Origin of the sequence: Tsuneonella suprasediminis (assembly GCF_003605755.1) — a bacterium.
GTDB classification, from domain to species: domain Bacteria; phylum Pseudomonadota; class Alphaproteobacteria; order Sphingomonadales; family Sphingomonadaceae; genus Tsuneonella; species Tsuneonella suprasediminis.
In genome coordinates this window covers 257,069-271,139 of sequence record NZ_RAHJ01000003.1, presented here as the reverse complement: position 1 = coordinate 271,139, position 14,071 = coordinate 257,069, and the positions used below count along the sequence as shown (strand labels likewise).

General features: G+C 61.1%; 20 protein-coding genes. 14 read left to right on the top strand and 6 right to left on the bottom strand.

What is annotated here, in order from left to right; translation table 11 throughout:
* Nucleotides 1–21 precede the first annotated feature (21 nt).
* From D6858_RS01450 to pspF, 4 genes are all read right to left on the bottom strand, one after another.
* Entirely contained in the window at nt 22–765 is a 744-nt protein-coding gene (locus D6858_RS01450; protein ID WP_120106434.1) for a DUF448 domain-containing protein, read from the bottom strand.
* Nucleotides 746–2,410 (bottom strand): transcription termination factor NusA, encoded by a 1,665-nt coding sequence (gene nusA / locus D6858_RS01445; protein ID WP_120106432.1) that lies wholly within the window; start codon nt 2,408–2,410, stop codon nt 746–748. The genes D6858_RS01450 and nusA overlap by 20 nt, the downstream gene beginning before the upstream one ends.
* A gap of 10 nt (nt 2,411–2,420) precedes the next feature.
* The gene (gene rimP / locus D6858_RS01440; protein ID WP_120106430.1) at nt 2,421–2,981 is read right to left on the bottom strand and encodes a ribosome maturation protein RimP; all 561 of its coding nucleotides are present in this window, start codon (nt 2,979–2,981) and stop codon (nt 2,421–2,423) included.
* Between the two features lie 171 nt (nt 2,982–3,152).
* Nucleotides 3,153–4,178: a phage shock protein operon transcriptional activator gene (gene pspF, locus D6858_RS01435; protein WP_120106428.1), complete on the bottom strand. Its 1,026-nt coding sequence runs from the start codon at nt 4,176–4,178 to the stop codon at nt 3,153–3,155.
* 152 nt (nt 4,179–4,330) lie between these two features.
* On the opposite strand from pspF, the gene D6858_RS15710 reads away from it, so the two are divergent.
* The 11 genes from D6858_RS15710 to D6858_RS01390 all read left to right on the top strand — a co-directional run bounded on the left by D6858_RS15710 (nt 4,331) and on the right by D6858_RS01390 (nt 8,331).
* Nucleotides 4,331–4,483, top strand: coding sequence for a hypothetical protein (locus D6858_RS15710; RefSeq protein ID WP_165859590.1), 153 nt, complete (start codon nt 4,331–4,333; stop codon nt 4,481–4,483).
* Entirely contained in the window at nt 4,480–5,391 is a 912-nt protein-coding gene (gene pspA / locus D6858_RS01430; protein WP_120106426.1) for a phage shock protein PspA, read from the top strand. The genes D6858_RS15710 and pspA overlap by 4 nt, the downstream gene beginning before the upstream one ends.
* 3 nt (nt 5,392–5,394) lie before the next feature.
* Nucleotides 5,395–5,697, top strand: a complete 303-nt coding sequence (gene pspB, locus D6858_RS01425) for an envelope stress response membrane protein PspB (protein ID WP_120106423.1) — start codon at nt 5,395–5,397, stop codon at nt 5,695–5,697.
* Entirely contained in the window at nt 5,694–6,074 is a 381-nt protein-coding gene (gene pspC / locus D6858_RS01420) for an envelope stress response membrane protein PspC (RefSeq protein WP_120106421.1), read from the top strand. Before pspB ends, pspC begins: the two co-directional genes overlap by 4 nt.
* Before the next feature lie 28 nt (nt 6,075–6,102).
* Nucleotides 6,103–6,417, top strand: coding sequence for a hypothetical protein (locus D6858_RS01415; RefSeq protein WP_120106419.1), 315 nt, complete (start codon nt 6,103–6,105; stop codon nt 6,415–6,417).
* Nucleotides 6,417–6,743, top strand: coding sequence for a hypothetical protein (locus tag D6858_RS01410; RefSeq protein ID WP_205664839.1), 327 nt, complete (start codon nt 6,417–6,419; stop codon nt 6,741–6,743). Before D6858_RS01415 ends, D6858_RS01410 begins: the two co-directional genes overlap by 1 nt.
* Entirely contained in the window at nt 6,740–7,006 is a 267-nt protein-coding gene (locus tag D6858_RS01405; RefSeq protein ID WP_120106417.1) for a hypothetical protein, read from the top strand. Before D6858_RS01410 ends, D6858_RS01405 begins: the two co-directional genes overlap by 4 nt.
* Nucleotides 7,007–7,032: 26 nt before the next feature.
* Nucleotides 7,033–7,281 (top strand): hypothetical protein, encoded by a 249-nt coding sequence (locus D6858_RS01400; RefSeq protein WP_120106415.1) that lies wholly within the window; start codon nt 7,033–7,035, stop codon nt 7,279–7,281.
* Complete coding sequence (locus D6858_RS15705) at nt 7,278–7,454, top strand: hypothetical protein (protein ID WP_165859589.1); 177 nt, start codon at nt 7,278–7,280, stop codon at nt 7,452–7,454. The genes D6858_RS01400 and D6858_RS15705 overlap by 4 nt, the downstream gene beginning before the upstream one ends.
* A 120-nt stretch (nt 7,455–7,574) precedes the next feature.
* Complete coding sequence (locus D6858_RS01395; RefSeq protein WP_120106413.1) at nt 7,575–7,982, top strand: SufE family protein; 408 nt, start codon at nt 7,575–7,577, stop codon at nt 7,980–7,982.
* A gap of 1 nt (nt 7,983) precedes the next feature.
* The gene (locus D6858_RS01390; protein ID WP_102155572.1) at nt 7,984–8,331 is read left to right on the top strand and encodes a YbaN family protein; all 348 of its coding nucleotides are present in this window, start codon (nt 7,984–7,986) and stop codon (nt 8,329–8,331) included.
* 13 nt (nt 8,332–8,344) lie between these two features.
* Here the strand turns inward: D6858_RS01390 and D6858_RS01385 are convergent, their stop codons facing one another.
* Entirely contained in the window at nt 8,345–9,247 is a 903-nt protein-coding gene (locus tag D6858_RS01385; RefSeq protein WP_120106411.1) for a dienelactone hydrolase family protein, read from the bottom strand.
* Between the two features lie 359 nt (nt 9,248–9,606).
* Here D6858_RS01385 and D6858_RS01380 point away from each other — a divergent pair, with 359 nt between their 5' ends.
* Together D6858_RS01380 and D6858_RS01375 are read left to right on the top strand one after the other, a co-directional pair.
* Nucleotides 9,607–10,170: a TMEM165/GDT1 family protein gene (locus D6858_RS01380; protein ID WP_120106525.1), complete on the top strand. Its 564-nt coding sequence runs from the start codon at nt 9,607–9,609 to the stop codon at nt 10,168–10,170.
* Between the two features lie 82 nt (nt 10,171–10,252).
* The gene (locus tag D6858_RS01375; RefSeq protein ID WP_120106408.1) at nt 10,253–11,056 is read left to right on the top strand and encodes a hypothetical protein; all 804 of its coding nucleotides are present in this window, start codon (nt 10,253–10,255) and stop codon (nt 11,054–11,056) included.
* 40 nt (nt 11,057–11,096) lie between these two features.
* On the opposite strand, the gene D6858_RS01370 is transcribed toward D6858_RS01375, so the two are convergent.
* Complete coding sequence (locus tag D6858_RS01370; RefSeq protein ID WP_120106405.1) at nt 11,097–12,107, bottom strand: NAD(P)H-dependent flavin oxidoreductase; 1,011 nt, start codon at nt 12,105–12,107, stop codon at nt 11,097–11,099.
* 125 nt (nt 12,108–12,232) lie between these two features.
* Here D6858_RS01370 and D6858_RS01365 point away from each other — a divergent pair, with 125 nt between their 5' ends.
* Nucleotides 12,233–14,029, top strand: a complete 1,797-nt coding sequence (locus tag D6858_RS01365; RefSeq protein WP_120106403.1) for an SLC13 family permease — start codon at nt 12,233–12,235, stop codon at nt 14,027–14,029.
* The last annotated feature ends 42 nt before the right edge of the window (nt 14,030–14,071 follow it).

The following is a 14,071-nucleotide window of genomic DNA, read 5'->3' as shown; positions in this document are numbered from 1 at the left end:
AACTCGTTTCGTCCTTCAAAATCAATCGGTCGCTACGGATTGCCGGAAGTCCGGCGCTCCGCCATTCGGCGCGGTTTCTTCACCGCCCAGGAAATGCATCAGGCGTTCTATCGCCAATGATACCCGTGCCGCAGCAGCAGGTTCGGCAATCGCCATGTGAACGACATTGTCGCGGCCCAATGCCACAGACAACGCCATTCGGTCCAGTGGCAAGGTCAACCCGGTTTCCCCAGAGCCTTCACGCTCTTGCCCGACGCGCCATGCCTGATCCAGCTTGCGGCTGCCGTCGATGCTGGCATCGCTGGCGTGGAGCAGTAACTCCACTGCACCCGCACGGCACCCTTCGGCAATCCGGTCAGAACCCAAGATAAGGTGCCCGGCGCGCATTTCGAGGCCCAGCCTGTCAAGCAGGCTGCGGGTCAGCGCATCGGCAATCATCTGTGGCAGATCGTCTGGCACTGTCAGCGGCGCGCCCTTGAACGCGCGCGCCAGCGCCCCTTTCAAGCGGCCACCGCCCTTACCGGGCACCATCGCAGCTTCCAACTCGGTGCGGGACACCCCGATCCATGCACCACGGCCTGGCGCCTTCGCATGCGGATCGGGCAGCACAAACCCATCCGGCGAAATCGCCAACCGGATCAGCCGTGCGCGCGGCCCATGCTCCCCGGAGAGGATGCAGCGCCGCTCGGGCAAGGGTTTGTCACCCCGCCCTTCTACGGCATCAGCGATGTCGGACGTCAGGCGCTCATTGGGTGGAGTCCGCATCGGCGGCCTCCTGAGTGTCGGGTTCGTTGGCGGAAGCAGCGGGAGCTTCTTCCTCGTCCTCGAACCAGTGGGCGCGGGCAGCCATGATGATTTCGTTGCCCTGTTCTTCGCTCAGGCCATATTCGCCCAGCACACCGCCCTTGTCATCGCCGCGACCACGGTCGCGACGCATCGGCGGGCCATCGTTTGACTGACGACGACGCGGCGCTTCGCGCTTCTTGGCAATCAGCTCATCGGTTGCGAGATCGGCCAGATCGTCGAGCGTCTTGATCCCGGCCTTGCCGAGAGTAACCAGCATGGTTTCGGTGAGATGGGGGATTTCAGCCAGAGCATCTTCAACACCCAGTTCCTGCCGTTCGGTACGTGCGGTGGCTTCGTGTCGTTCCAACGCTTCGATCGCACGACTCTGCAGCTCTTCGGCCAGTTCTTCGTCGAAACCTTCGATCGTCGCCAGTTCATCAAGCTGAACGTAAGCGACTTCTTCCAGTTCGGAGAACCCTTCAGCGACCAGCAACTGGCTAAGCGTTTCGTCGACGTCGAGTTCTTCCTCGAACATCTTGGAACGTTCGGCAAATTCCTTGCTGCGTTTTTCCGAGGCTTCTTCTTCGGTCATGATATCGATCTGGTGACCGGTGAGCTGGCTGGCGAGGCGGACGTTCTGCCCACGGCGACCAATAGCCAGTGAAAGCTGGTCATCGGGCACAACAACTTCGATCCGCCCGTCTTCTTCGTCAAGAACGACGCGGCTGACGGTGGCGGGCTGAAGGCCGTTGACGACGAACGTCGCGGTGTCTTCGCTCCACGGAATGATGTCGATCTTTTCGCCCTGCAGTTCCTGCACAACAGCCTGCACACGGCTGCCCTTCATACCCACGCAGGCACCGACCGGGTCGATGCTGCTGTCGTGGCTGATAACGCCGATCTTGGCCCGGCTGCCCGGATCGCGCGCGGCCGCCTTGATTTCGATGATGCCATCGTAAATTTCGGGCACTTCCTGCGCGAACAGCTTCTTCATAAAATCGGGATGCGCGCGGCTGAGGAAAATCTGGGGGCCGCGGTTGTTGCGCTCCACCTTAGTGATCAGCGCACGCACTCGTTCGCCAACACGAGCAGCCTCGCGGGGGATCTGCTGATCGCGGCGGATAACACCTTCGGCACGGCCAAGGTTGACAATCACGTGCCCGAATTCGACCGAGTTGATCACGCCGGTGATGACTTCGCCAGCGCGGTCCTTGAATTCGTTATACTGACGTTCACGCTCAGCATCACGGACCTTCTGGAAGATAACCTGCTTCGCGCTTTGCGCATCGATGCGGCCCAGATCGACCGGCGGCAGTGGATCGACAATGAAGTCGCCCAGTTGCGAGCCCGGCTCCAGTTTCTGCGCCTGCTCCAGATTAACCTGCTTGAAGTAGTCTTCGACCTCCTCAACCACTTCCACCACACGCCACAGGCGCAGATCGCCGGTCATCGGATCGAGCTTGGCGCGAATGTCGTTTTCCGCACCATAACGGTTGCGCGCGCTCTTCTGGATCGCTTCTTCCATCGCTTCGATAACGATGGCCTTGTCGATCATCTTTTCCGAGGCAACGGAATTCGCGATTGCGAGCAGTTCGGCCTTATTGGCGGAAATGGAACTGGACATCAGCGAGATCTCACTCTTCTTCGACAGTTTCGATAATTTCTTCGTCCGCACCCGCTGTATCCAGCGGGCGGGTGGCGGCAATCAGTTCATCGGTCAGGACAAGCTTGGCCGAATGGATCATCGGCAAAGGAAGGCTGGTTTCACCGGATTTACGATCGTCGATCACGACCGTTTCGCTATCGATACCCTTCAGAATGCCGCGCAAATTGCGCTGCCCTTCCCACGCCTTGTCCATGCTGACCTTCGCTTCATGCCCGGCCCATTGGACATAATCTTTCGGACGAGTCAGCGGACGATCGATTCCGGGGCTGGACACTTCAAGATGATAGGCGCCTTCTACCAGCACTTCCCCGGCTTCTTCCCGTGCATCGAGCAGATCGGAAACCCGACGGCTGAGCGCAGCGCATTGTTCGATCACCAGTTGTCCGGTCGCCGGGTCTTCCGCCATGATTTGCAGAGCCATGCCACCATCGCCCGCCTCGGAAGGCATCATCTTTACGCGCACGAGTTCAAAACCGAGAGCCTGCGCTTCCGGTTCGATCAGTTCTGCAAGGCGCGCGATATCCGCCATCGTATCTCCGTTTACGCGACAATTGCGACATCTGAATGGCCAACGGCGTTTGCGACCGGCCCCTGTCGGCGCCAGCCCCTCCAGTGTCACGACAATGTCGGGATGGATGGCGAGATAGGCCCGAGTCCGCAAAAAGGCAAGCGGTTATCACGCTGCCACAGGGGAGAACTCTCAGCCTCCGTCGCTCAGCCCGTGTTTCTTGATGCAGTGGCGTAACTGGTCATAGGTGAGTCCCAGCGCCTTTGCCGTCTGGCGCTGGTTCCAGCGATTGCGGCCCAGCGCGTGTTCCACGATCTGACGTTCGTGCGCCTCGACCGCAGCGCGCAGATCGTCGACAGCATCGAGATCGGGCGCGCGGGGCACTGATTGCACCCCGCCATCGCCACTTTCCGGCTGTGACGCAGCGCGTTCACCCAGCGGTTTCCACGGGCTTTCGAACGGGTCAAACACAACATGGCCAACAGGGCTTTCAGGATCGTCCCAACGATAGACTGCCCGCTCGACCACGTTACGCAGTTCACGCACGTTACCGGGCCAGGGATATTGCTCCATCTGATCCCAGACATGCCCGGCGAAACCGGGCCAGTTGGCCCACCGCAATTCAGACGCCATACGCCGCCCGAAAAACTCCGCCAGTACGCCAATGTCCCCTTCCCGCACGCGCAATGGCGGCAGAGTGATAACTTCGAAACTGAGCCGATCGAGAAGGTCGGCACGGAATTTCCCCTGCGCCGCCAGCGCGGGTAAATCCTCATTGGTTGCCGCCACGATCCGCACATCGACCCGCAGCGGGCGACTCGATCCGATGCGGGTGACTTCGCCATATTCGACCGCGCGCAGCAGGCGCTCCTGCGCGCCCATGCTCAAAGTACCCAGTTCGTCGAGAAATAATGTACCCTTGTCGGCTTCCTCGAACCGACCCGCGCGCGCTTTGGTAGCGCCGGTGAAAGCCCCCGCCTCGTGGCCGAACAGCTCGGCTTCGATCAGTGTTTCCGGCAGAGCCGCGCAGTTCATAGTGACAAGCGGTTCGTCCCAGCGGTTGGAGAGACGATGCAGACGTTCGGCAATCAGTTCCTTACCCGTGCCGCGCTCCCCGATCACCAGCACAGGGCGCTGCATAGGCGCGGCACGGCTGGCCCGCTCGACCGCATCGAGGAAGGCGCCAGACTGGCCGATAAACTGACTTTCCCGCTCCATTTGCCAAGAGATAGTGGAATTTCCCGATTGTTGGCAATTGAAACCAACATGTCGTTCGTCGAAAATCATCAAGTTACTGTAATTACGCCATTTATAACGTTTGGCACACCCCTTGCTGTTAGGGGAATGTAACCAACAGGGAGTTTGCTGAGATGTTCGACCGTCGTTTCCTTCGCACCAAGCTTGGCCAGGCCGCTCTCGCCAGCGTGGCGACGATGGCCGCGTTCGTGGCGCTGAGCAGCCAGATTCAGGCGACACCCGCTTTCGCCGCAGATGCGCCGGTCAACACGGTGATCCTCGCATGAATGGCCCCACTTCTTACGATCCCCTTGGGCCGGAGCGCACGTCCCCCTCTTCGACCGAGAGCGAATCCGCCCGTGTCGATGGCGCTCCGGCTCGCCCTTTCCTGAGCCGGATCGAACAGGAAGTCGAACGCCTGCGCCAGAGCCCAACTCCCACCCAGTCATCCCGCGCGCAGCGGGACATCGCCAACTACGGAGTCGCCTTCATGGGTATCTTCAGCCGCACACGAGATATTATCGCGGCCAACTTCAACGACATGCTCGACAAGGCCGATGACCCGGCCAAAATGATCCGCATGATTATCCTCGAAATGGAGGAAACCCTGGTCGAAGTCCGCGCCAGCGCCGCGCGCACGATCGCGGATCAGAAGGAAATGCACCGCCACACGGTCAAACTCGACAAGTTGCAGGCCGACTGGGCGGAGAAGGCACAACTCGCGCTGAGCAAGGATCGCGAAGACCTCGCCCGGGCCGCGCTGGTCGAAAAGAAGAAAGCCGCCGACATGGGCGAGCAGTTGAAGGCGGAAATCGCCGTGCTCGACGATGCCCTGCGCGCTTACGAGCAGGATATCGACAAGCTGCAGGTCCGCCTGCGCGAAGCCCGCAGCCGCCAGACCGCCATAGCCGCGCGGCTGGAAAGCGCAGAAAACCGCGTCAAGCTGCGCAGCCTGATGACCAACGAACGCGCGGATGAAGCGCTCGCTCGCTTCGACCAGCTCGAACGGCGGGTCGATTATGCCGAAGGCCGCGCCGAAGCCCTGAGCATCGCCGATAGCAATGGCAAGCCAACGCTGGCGGATGAAATCAATGCATTGGCGGGCGGCGACAAGATCGACGCCGAACTGGAAGAAATGAAGCGCGCGCTGGGCATGAGCAGCAGCGACGACAGCACCGATATCAAGGGGGAATAAACGATGGATCTGGAACCTGTCATGGCAATCGTGGCCATTTTCATCGGCCTGCCATGGATCGTACTGCACTACATCACCAAGTGGAAAACCGCCGCTACCATTACCACCGACGACGAAGTGCTACTGGAAGAACTCTACAGCCTGGCCAAGCGGTTGGACGAACGGATGGACACTGTCGAACGGCTGGTCGCCAGCGACAACCCCGATTTCCACCCCACCCGGCTGATGCACGACCGTGCGGTTGACAACCAGCCGCTCAACGAACTCGAACGGATGATGGCCGAAAAGAAGGGAGCCAAACTGTGAGCACCAGCCCGCGTACCACGCTTTACCGCGACAAGCAGAATGCCAAACTGATGGGTGTCTGCGCCGGGATTGCCGATTACACAGGCGTCAATGCGCTGTGGGTCCGGCTGGGTTTCCTCGCGCTTCTGTTCACGGTCGCGCCGATCCTGCTGCCTGCCTATTTCGTCGCCGGGATGCTGCTGAGCACGAAGCCGCCGCATCTCTATGTCGATCAGGAAGAAACCAAATACTGGCAGCGCGTGCGGCAGAGCCCGAAGCGAACCGCCCGCGAAATCCGCGCCCGCTTCCGCGATATCGATCGCCGTCTGGCCGATGTGGAAACATATTACGTGACGAGCAATCCGCGCCTGTCGGCTGAAATCGAGCGCCTGCGCTGAACGGTCCGAGACAAGGAGTTTATGAGTCATGGACGCAGGAACAATCGGCGTATTCATTCCGATCATCGCGTTATCGATTCCCATTATCGCGATCTGGACCAAACACCAGAGCAGAATGGCAGAATTACGGGTCAACACGACAGCCGACGCCACTGCCGAAAAGGCAGCCCAGTACGCCAGCAAAGTGCAGGCGCTGGAAGACAGAGTGCGAGTGCTCGAACGCATCGTGACCGAAAAGGGATACGATGTCGCCACGCAGATCGAAGCGCTGCGCGATCAGCGGAACGTGGATGACGCCAGCGTTGTGCAACGCAACGAACTGCACAGCAAGGAGAACGTGTGATGAATCTCGAACTCATTGAAACCATCACACCGCTTGTTATGATCGTCGGAGTCGCCGGAGTTGTCGGCTGGGTCGCCACCACCTGGATGCGGATCAAGAACGGTTACCCGCTCGATGGAGCATGGGGTCAGGCCGTCTATCCGAAGACGGATGGCGAAGCGGTAGAGCGGGTGAAATTGCTGACGCAGGAAAATGCGCAATTGCGGGCCGAAATCGGCTCCGTCAAAGACCGGCTCGCCAATGTCGAAAAGATCGTGACCGACAGCGGCTATCACCTGACCCACGAGATCGAACGACTGCGCGATGGCAAGGAGAAGGTTCAGTGAGCTTCTTCTCCGCCGCTGTAGCTATCGTGGCAATCATCGCATTCACAGTGATGCGGATCGTGCGCTACAACACCGAACACCGCGGCCACCGGGACAGTGCCGTACCGCCAAACGATGCCGAAAAGGCCGCCCTGCGCCACGAAGTTGAAAATTTGCGCGAGCGGGTCCGTGTCCTCGAACGCATCGCGACCGACGCCAATTCCAGCAATGCCCTCGATTCCCGTCGGGTCGCCGACGAGATCGAAGCGCTACGCGACCGCTGATCGCCCGCACCGGGAGCTTTTCGACAATGACCGAACAGATCATCGTTTCCACTGCCCTGCTGATTTCCGTAGCGATTATCGCCTTCGTCGGACTGAAGGGATGGCAGGGCTGGCTTTCGCTGAAAGAACGGGAGCTAGAGCGAGGCATCGCAAGTGTCCGCGCACCGACCGAAGCCGATCAAGGCAGCGCAATGGGCGCAGCCCGCATCGAACTGTCCGATCTGAAAGAACGCATCCGTAAACTCGAAGCGATTGCCAGTGGAGTAGATCTGTGAGCAAACCGACCACCCGTGCGACAGAGGCTGGCATCGGCCTTGGCAGCGCACTCGCAGTCGCGATTTCGTGGAGCCTGCACAAATCGATTATCTGGGCGGTGATCCACGGGGTTCTGAGCTGGTTTTACGTAATTTATTACGCCTTCACCCGGCCTGGCGGGCTGGGCGGCTGACAAGGAACGGACGCTTACAGTGCGACCGCCTCATTGATCGCTCTCGTCGTTTAGGCTCGGAATGTGGGACACCACACAAGGCTCTTTCCTTCCGGCCTGCCCACCCCTACCTCACCCCTCATGCGTTCAATCAGCGATATTGCCGAAGAGTATGATTTCCTCGATGCGGACGAGCGCTATCGTCTGCTGATCGAACTGGGGCGTGAACTGGAAACAATGCCCGATGCACTGAAGACCGATGCCACATTGGTACGCGGTTGCTCGGCTCAGGTCTGGGTCTATCCCACGGGCGATGCTGAGAAACTCCATTTTATGGCCGACAGCAACGCCGCGATCACCAAGGGTATCGTCGCGCTGGTCATCTCCGCCGTGCAGGACCGGCCCGCAAGCGAAGTCGCGGCGATGGATGTGACGGCCGCCCTCGAACCGTTCGACCTGAAAAATCAGCTCAGTTCCAATCGCACGCAAGGGGTGCCCAATATGATCGCGCTGGTGAAAGAACACGCCGCGCGGATTGCAGCGGGATGATATGCGGCACCTGTACCTCGCGCTTGGCCTGATCGCAGTTGCGCTGGGGGCGATTGGCGCGGCTCTGCCGCTGATGCCGACCGTTCCTTTCCTGTTGCTGGCGGTCTATTTCTTCGCCCGTTCCAACCCGGCATGGGAAAAGAAAATTCTCGATCACCCCTCTTGGGGGCCGCAAGTGCGCGACTGGACCGAACGGCGCGCAATCAGCCGCCGCGCCAAGACGATGGCCATCGGCGCGATGGCGACAGGCGCTGTGGTCACCTACTTCACCCTTGGCGAACCGTGGTATTTCATTTCCATCGCTGTTCTGGTGATTTGCGGCAGTTGGATCGCCACCCGAAACGAGTAACCCGCTTCTTCGATCAACCAAGAGCCGTGCGATAAAGCGCGAGCAACCTGCCCCATGCCCGTTCGGCCTGTTCACGATTGTATGCAGGCGAATCCGGCACCGTCCAGCCATGATCGGCAGGATAGACTTCGATTTCGGCAGAGCGCTTTGCGGCAGCGGCCGACTGGCGCAGGATAGTCTTGGCCTCAGGCTGTTTGGCATCGTCGTTCTGGGCGATGGCGAACAGGAAACCTGCCTGCGTATCCGGCAACATCGCATGCGGGCTCTGGCCACCCTCTCGCACCAGCCCTCCGCCGTGAAAGCTGGCCGCAGCTTTGACCCGGCCGGGAACCGCCGCCGCGCTCCACACGGTATAAGGTCCACCCATGCAATAGCCCTGTGTGCCGATACCTTTGCCGGTATCCACGGCCCCCTGACTATCGAGCCATGCCACCACAGACTCGGTGTCGCGCGTGACCGCATCGGCATCCATCTTCGCCCGCCACGCGCTCACTTTCTGGAACCCGTCAGCGGCCAAAAAGGTGGCAAAGTCGGCAAATTGCGGCGCGGCCACGTCCCTGTAATACGGGTTAGCGACAAGCACGGCATAGCCTTCCCCCGCCAGACGCCGCGCCATCGCCTTGAACGCATCCCGAAGGCCCGCAATATCGGGCCACACGATCACCGCGGCTGCGGGTTTCGCCGGATGGACGAAGAACGCATCCATCGCGCCATCCGCGGTCGGGATGCTCACCATTGTTTCCGTCAGACCGCCGTTGGTCACCGCCGAACCGCTGGAACCGGTCGCGCCATTGGTGGCTGTCTGTGTGCAGGCCGCCAGTCCGGCGGCCATTCCAGCCGCACCGAAGCCGCGCCGACTGAGCCCGTTTGATCGGATGCGTCCGGCAAATCGGGCAAGATCGGTTTCATCGCACATCGGCAGGTCCTTTCAGATAAGCCTGTTACCATTCGACGATAGCAGCGCACTGCTCACAGTCCACCTCGGACGAAATGCCGATATAGGATCGGAAAAGCGAGACAGGCACAAGGCTGGACAGGTGGAGCGGGCTACACTAACGCACGTTCTGTCCTTTGGGGAGTAGCCGCCGATCCATGCCGGATCGGACCTGACCGTCAACATACTTGGCCGAGAGGCCATGGCGGCAGGGGAGCAACGCGGGCCGTAACAGGCACCGTGGGCACCGGGCGAGACCAATGGCATTGCGCCCCCGCCAGGCCGGGCGGGTGGGTGCGATGCTGTTGCGCTTGCGACCCGCCCGGCCTGGAGACTTTTCGATGTTCGAAGCCTTCACTACCTCCACCGCACTCGTTGCGCTGGCGGAGATTGGCGACAAGACGATGCTGCTGGCTATCGTTCTGGCCACGCGATTCCGCCGACCTCTGCCAATCATTGCAGGCATATTCTTCGCGACCATCGTCAATCACGCGCTGGCCGCATGGGTGGGCGAGCTGGCCGCCGGTTTCTTCGACGCACACTGGTTCCGCATCGCCGTCGCCGTCAGCTTCATCGTCATGGGCCTGTGGACGCTGATCCCCGACAAGTTCGACGAAGATGACAGCCCGGTCACGCGCCACGGCGCATTCCTCACGACATTGGTTGCGTTCTTCATCGTCGAAATGGGCGACAAGACGCAGCTCGCCACTGTCGCACTCGGCGCGCAGTTCCAGTCGGTACTGGCGGTTGCCGCGGGCACTACGCTGGGCATGATGATCGCCAATGTTCCGGCGGTATTGCTGGGCAATGCACTGGTCGAACGGGTATCGCTGAAGGTCGTGCGCTGGATTGCCGCCGGGTTGTTCGTCGCTGTCGGCTTGTGGATGCTGTCCGAACTGCTTTGATCGCAGTCCGCCGTGGTATCGGTCGCGTTGCGGCGCTATAGTGTTGCGACGCGACCCCACTCCCACCCGTATTTGAGATTCGATGCTCCGATCCCTGCGCGCGCTGACTGCCCGATTAGGTGAGCGGATCGACGACCGCTGGCCCGGCCTGCGGCGGCGCGCTACCGGGCTTGGCCTTGCGCTTGCCATCGAAGGCGGGATTATCGCCTTGCTGCTGACGCTGGGTGTCGCCAGCCATCGGCAGGCGGATATGAGCGAAACACTCGTCAGCGTCGTATTCGGCCCGGACAAGGCGAAGGACACCCCTGAACCGCCGCAACCGGAAAAGGCAGCGAAGAGCGCGCCACGCGTCGCCACCAACACACCTGTCACACCACAGCCGACGCCGCCACAACCGCAGGCGGTCCCCATTCCAAACCCGGCGCCAACCACGCCGCCCGCTGCGCTGATCCCGCTCACCCGCGACCAGATGGCAGGGTCGAATATCTCGAATATCAAGCCAAAGCTGCCGACTGGCCCGCCCGATCGATCGATGGGCCCACCCAACACGGGATCGTCAGGCGATACCCCGCGCGTCGGCACGACCGCCGGTGGTCAGCCGCTCTACGCGGCAGCATGGTATCGTGAGCCATATCCCGACGAACTGAGCGGATATCTCTCCACCGCCAATGGCCCCGGCTGGGCGCTGATCAACTGCCAGACGGTGCGCGATTATCGGGTCGAAAACTGCGTGCTGGAAGACGAATGGCCCAACGGATCAGGTATCGGCCGCGCAGTTCTGGCGGCCGCATGGCAGTTCAGAGTGCGTCCCCCGCGCGTGGGCGGCGTATCGCAAGTGGGCGACTGGGTACGGATACGGATCACGTACCAGAACAAACGCGGGTAATTACCCCCGCACCCGCACATCACCCGCCAGCGCGATTACCCTATCGCCGCGACAAAGCCGCTTCGGATTCGTCCATCAGTTGCGTCATAATGTCCGCAACCGGCTGTTCTTCCTTGACCATGCCGACCGACTGGCCCGCCATCAGCGAACCGTTTTCGATATCGCCATCGATCACCGCCCGGCGAAGCGCACCCGCCCAGTAATGTTCGATCTGCAATTGCGCTTCGGCCATTTCGACTGCGCCACTGTCGAGCAATCCGGCGACTTCGCGCTGCTTGGCGGTAAATTCTTCGGTGCCCTTGTTCTTCAGCGCGCGTACCGGAATCACCGGCAGTCGCGGATCGACCTGCACGCTGGCCACCGCATCGCGGGCACCAGCACGGAAAAACGCCTTCTTGAAATCGGGATGCGCGATGGATTCGGTGGCACAGGCAAACCGGGTGCCGAGTTGCACGCCGACCGCGCCCATTTCCAGATATCCCGCGATCGCTTCGCCCCGACCGATACCGCCCGCGACGAATACGAGGTGGTCTTCGCTCAAAACAGGGAGGAATTCCTGCGCCAGAACGCTGGTGGAAACCGGGCCGATATGGCCCCCTGCCTCCATCCCTTCGATCACCAGCGCATCGCCACCGCTCCTCAGCAGCTTTTTCGCGAGCGCCAGAGTAGGCGCGAAAACGATCACTTTGGCGCCGAATTCCTTGATCGCTTCGACGCTGCCCTTAGGCGGAATGCCGCCCGCCAGCACGACATGGCCCACCCCATGTTTCCCACACACAGCGATCAGATCGAACAGCTGCGGGTGCATTGTGATGAGGTTGACGCCAAACGGTTTGTCCGTCCGTGCTTTCGTTTCGGCAATCTCGGTATCGAGCAATTCGGGCGTCATCGCTCCACAGGCAATCACCCCGAAACCGCCTGCGTTGGAAATCGCGGACACCAGATTGCGTTCGGACACCCAGCTCATCGCGCCGCACAGGATCGCGTGTTCAGTGCCCAAAAACTCGCGGCCACGCTGCATCAGCGCGTGCGTTTTGCTATAGTTGCTCATCGCACGGGCGGTTAAGGCCAAGCGCGGCACGCGGCAAGCGACTTTGCATCGACGGCCCGTCAATCCAGCGCGCTTCCGCGAAATTGCAGATATACGGAGGGCGACGGTTGCAGTAGGCGAGGCATATGATTTCGTTCCTCCAGACGCATTCCGCCGGGATCGGGCTTGCGCTGCTGATTGCCCTGTTCATCGCTTTCCTGCTCGAACGCAGGCCCCCGGTCGTCATTGCAACGGTTGGCGCACTGGCGATGACGGTTCTGGGATATCTCGATTCGAAAGAACTGCTGGGCGTCTTCTCCAATACGGCCCCGATCACCATAGCGGCGATGTTCGTACTGTCCGGGGCACTGCTCCGCACCGGCGCGCTGGAGGGGATTTCGGGCTGGGTTATCCGCCGAACGATGCGACGCCCGCGACTGGCGCTGGGCGAGATCGGCGGCGGCACTGTGCTGGCGTCGGCGTTCATGAACAATACCCCGGTGGTGATCGTGATGATCCCGATTGTCAGGCGACTTGCCCGCGTTTTGAACATCGCCCCAACACGACTGCTGATCCCGTTGTCCTACCTGTCGATCCTGGGCGGCACGCTTACTCTGATCGGTACATCGACCAACCTGCTGGTGGACGGCGTGGCCCGCGACAAAGGGCTGGCCCCGTTCGGCATTTTCGAAATTACAGCCGTCGGCATCGTCTCGTGCCTGGCCGGTATCCTTCTCATGCTGGTGCTGGCACCGCGCCTGCTGCCATCGCGCCCTGCCCGCAGCATGGATGAGGACGCCGAAAGCGACAGCTATCTGTCGCACCTGATATTGCAGCCGGGCAGCAACCTGATCGGTTCGCCAATCGGAGCGACCGCTGTTGCGCGACGCCCCGGTGTGCGGGTCATTGGAATCAAGCATGGCAAACAGATCGATCGGCGCGATCTTGAACACCACATTCTCAGCGAAGGCGACCAGTTGGTTGTCGCCGCCAGTCCGGCAGAGCTGGCATCTCTGGCGGAACAGTTCGATTTCCGCACCGGGCTGACCGGAATCGGCGGCGGGATCGCCACTGCCGGCCCGGAACGGCCCGCCGATCTCAAGCTGGTGGAGGCGGTGATCGGCCCTTCTCACCCGATTATCGGGCGACGACTGGCGGAAATCCCCCTTCTTTCGCAGATCCAGGCGCGCGTTCTCGGCCTGTCTCGCCCGCGCCATGTGGCCGGGCCGGAACTGGCCGAAGTCCGCTGTCGTGCGGGCGATCGCCTGTTGCTGGCTGTCGGCAGCGACGGGGCGCAGATGTTGCAAAGCAATGTCGGACTGAGCGACGTCAGCGAAGCGCCCGCCCGCGCCTTCCGCCGGACCAAAGCGCCAGTGGCCATCGCTGTGCTGGCGGCAGTTGTTCTGCTGGCCGCGCTGTTCGGCATGCCGATACAGGCGCTTGCCATTGGCGGCGTGGCGATGGTCTTGCTTACCCGCTGCATCGAACCCGAAGAAGCGTGGAGCTCTATCGATGGCAACACGCTGGTTTTGATCTTCGCGATGCTGGCATTCGGCAAAGGGCTGGAAAATGCCGGCACGGTGCAGATGATCGTCGATAATCTCGGCCCGTTGTTTTCCTCTGCATCGCCATTCGTGCTGCTGCTGATGCTCTATGCCGTTACATCGATCCTGACCGAAGTAGTCACCAACAATGCAGTCGCCGTCATCATGACGCCTATCGCCATCGGGCTGGCCAGCGTAACCGGGGACGATCCGCGTCCTCTGGTGATCGCGGTGATGTTCGGTGCCAGTGCCAGTTTCGCCACGCCGATCGGATACCAGACCAACACGCTGGTATATGGTGCCGCCAATTATCGCTTTACCGATTTCCTGAAAATTGGCCTGCCCATGAACGTCGCTGTCGGTCTTGCGACCTGCGCGGCATTGCATTTCATGTGGTGAGCGCCACGACAGCCGGAGGGCGAGCTTAAACGACAACCGCCC

Excerpts from the sequence above, each read along its gene's own strand:
- D6858_RS01450 (WP_120106434.1), bottom strand. The coding sequence starts at position 765 with ATGCGGACTCCACCCAATGAGCGCCTGACGTCCGACATCGCTGATGCC.
- nusA (WP_120106432.1), bottom strand. The coding sequence starts at position 2,410 with ATGTCCAGTTCCATTTCCGCCAATAAGGCCGAACTGCTCGCAATCGCG.
- rimP (WP_120106430.1), bottom strand. The coding sequence starts at position 2,981 with ATGGCGGATATCGCGCGCCTTGCAGAACTGATCGAACCGGAAGCGCAG.
- pspF (WP_120106428.1), bottom strand. The coding sequence starts at position 4,178 with ATGGAGCGGGAAAGTCAGTTTATCGGCCAGTCTGGCGCCTTCCTCGAT.
- D6858_RS15710 (WP_165859590.1), top strand. The coding sequence starts at position 4,331 with ATGTTCGACCGTCGTTTCCTTCGCACCAAGCTTGGCCAGGCCGCTCTC.
- pspA (WP_120106426.1), top strand. The coding sequence starts at position 4,480 with ATGAATGGCCCCACTTCTTACGATCCCCTTGGGCCGGAGCGCACGTCC.
- pspB (WP_120106423.1), top strand. The coding sequence starts at position 5,395 with ATGGATCTGGAACCTGTCATGGCAATCGTGGCCATTTTCATCGGCCTG.
- D6858_RS01415 (WP_120106419.1), top strand. The coding sequence starts at position 6,103 with ATGGACGCAGGAACAATCGGCGTATTCATTCCGATCATCGCGTTATCG.
- D6858_RS01410 (WP_205664839.1), top strand. The coding sequence starts at position 6,417 with ATGAATCTCGAACTCATTGAAACCATCACACCGCTTGTTATGATCGTC.
- D6858_RS01400 (WP_120106415.1), top strand. The coding sequence starts at position 7,033 with ATGACCGAACAGATCATCGTTTCCACTGCCCTGCTGATTTCCGTAGCG.
- D6858_RS01395 (WP_120106413.1), top strand. The coding sequence starts at position 7,575 with ATGCGTTCAATCAGCGATATTGCCGAAGAGTATGATTTCCTCGATGCG.
- D6858_RS01390 (WP_102155572.1), top strand. The coding sequence starts at position 7,984 with ATGCGGCACCTGTACCTCGCGCTTGGCCTGATCGCAGTTGCGCTGGGG.
- D6858_RS01385 (WP_120106411.1), bottom strand. The coding sequence starts at position 9,247 with ATGTGCGATGAAACCGATCTTGCCCGATTTGCCGGACGCATCCGATCA.
- D6858_RS01380 (WP_120106525.1), top strand. The coding sequence starts at position 9,607 with ATGTTCGAAGCCTTCACTACCTCCACCGCACTCGTTGCGCTGGCGGAG.
- D6858_RS01375 (WP_120106408.1), top strand. The coding sequence starts at position 10,253 with ATGCTCCGATCCCTGCGCGCGCTGACTGCCCGATTAGGTGAGCGGATC.
- D6858_RS01370 (WP_120106405.1), bottom strand. The coding sequence starts at position 12,107 with ATGAGCAACTATAGCAAAACGCACGCGCTGATGCAGCGTGGCCGCGAG.
- D6858_RS01365 (WP_120106403.1), top strand. The coding sequence starts at position 12,233 with ATGATTTCGTTCCTCCAGACGCATTCCGCCGGGATCGGGCTTGCGCTG.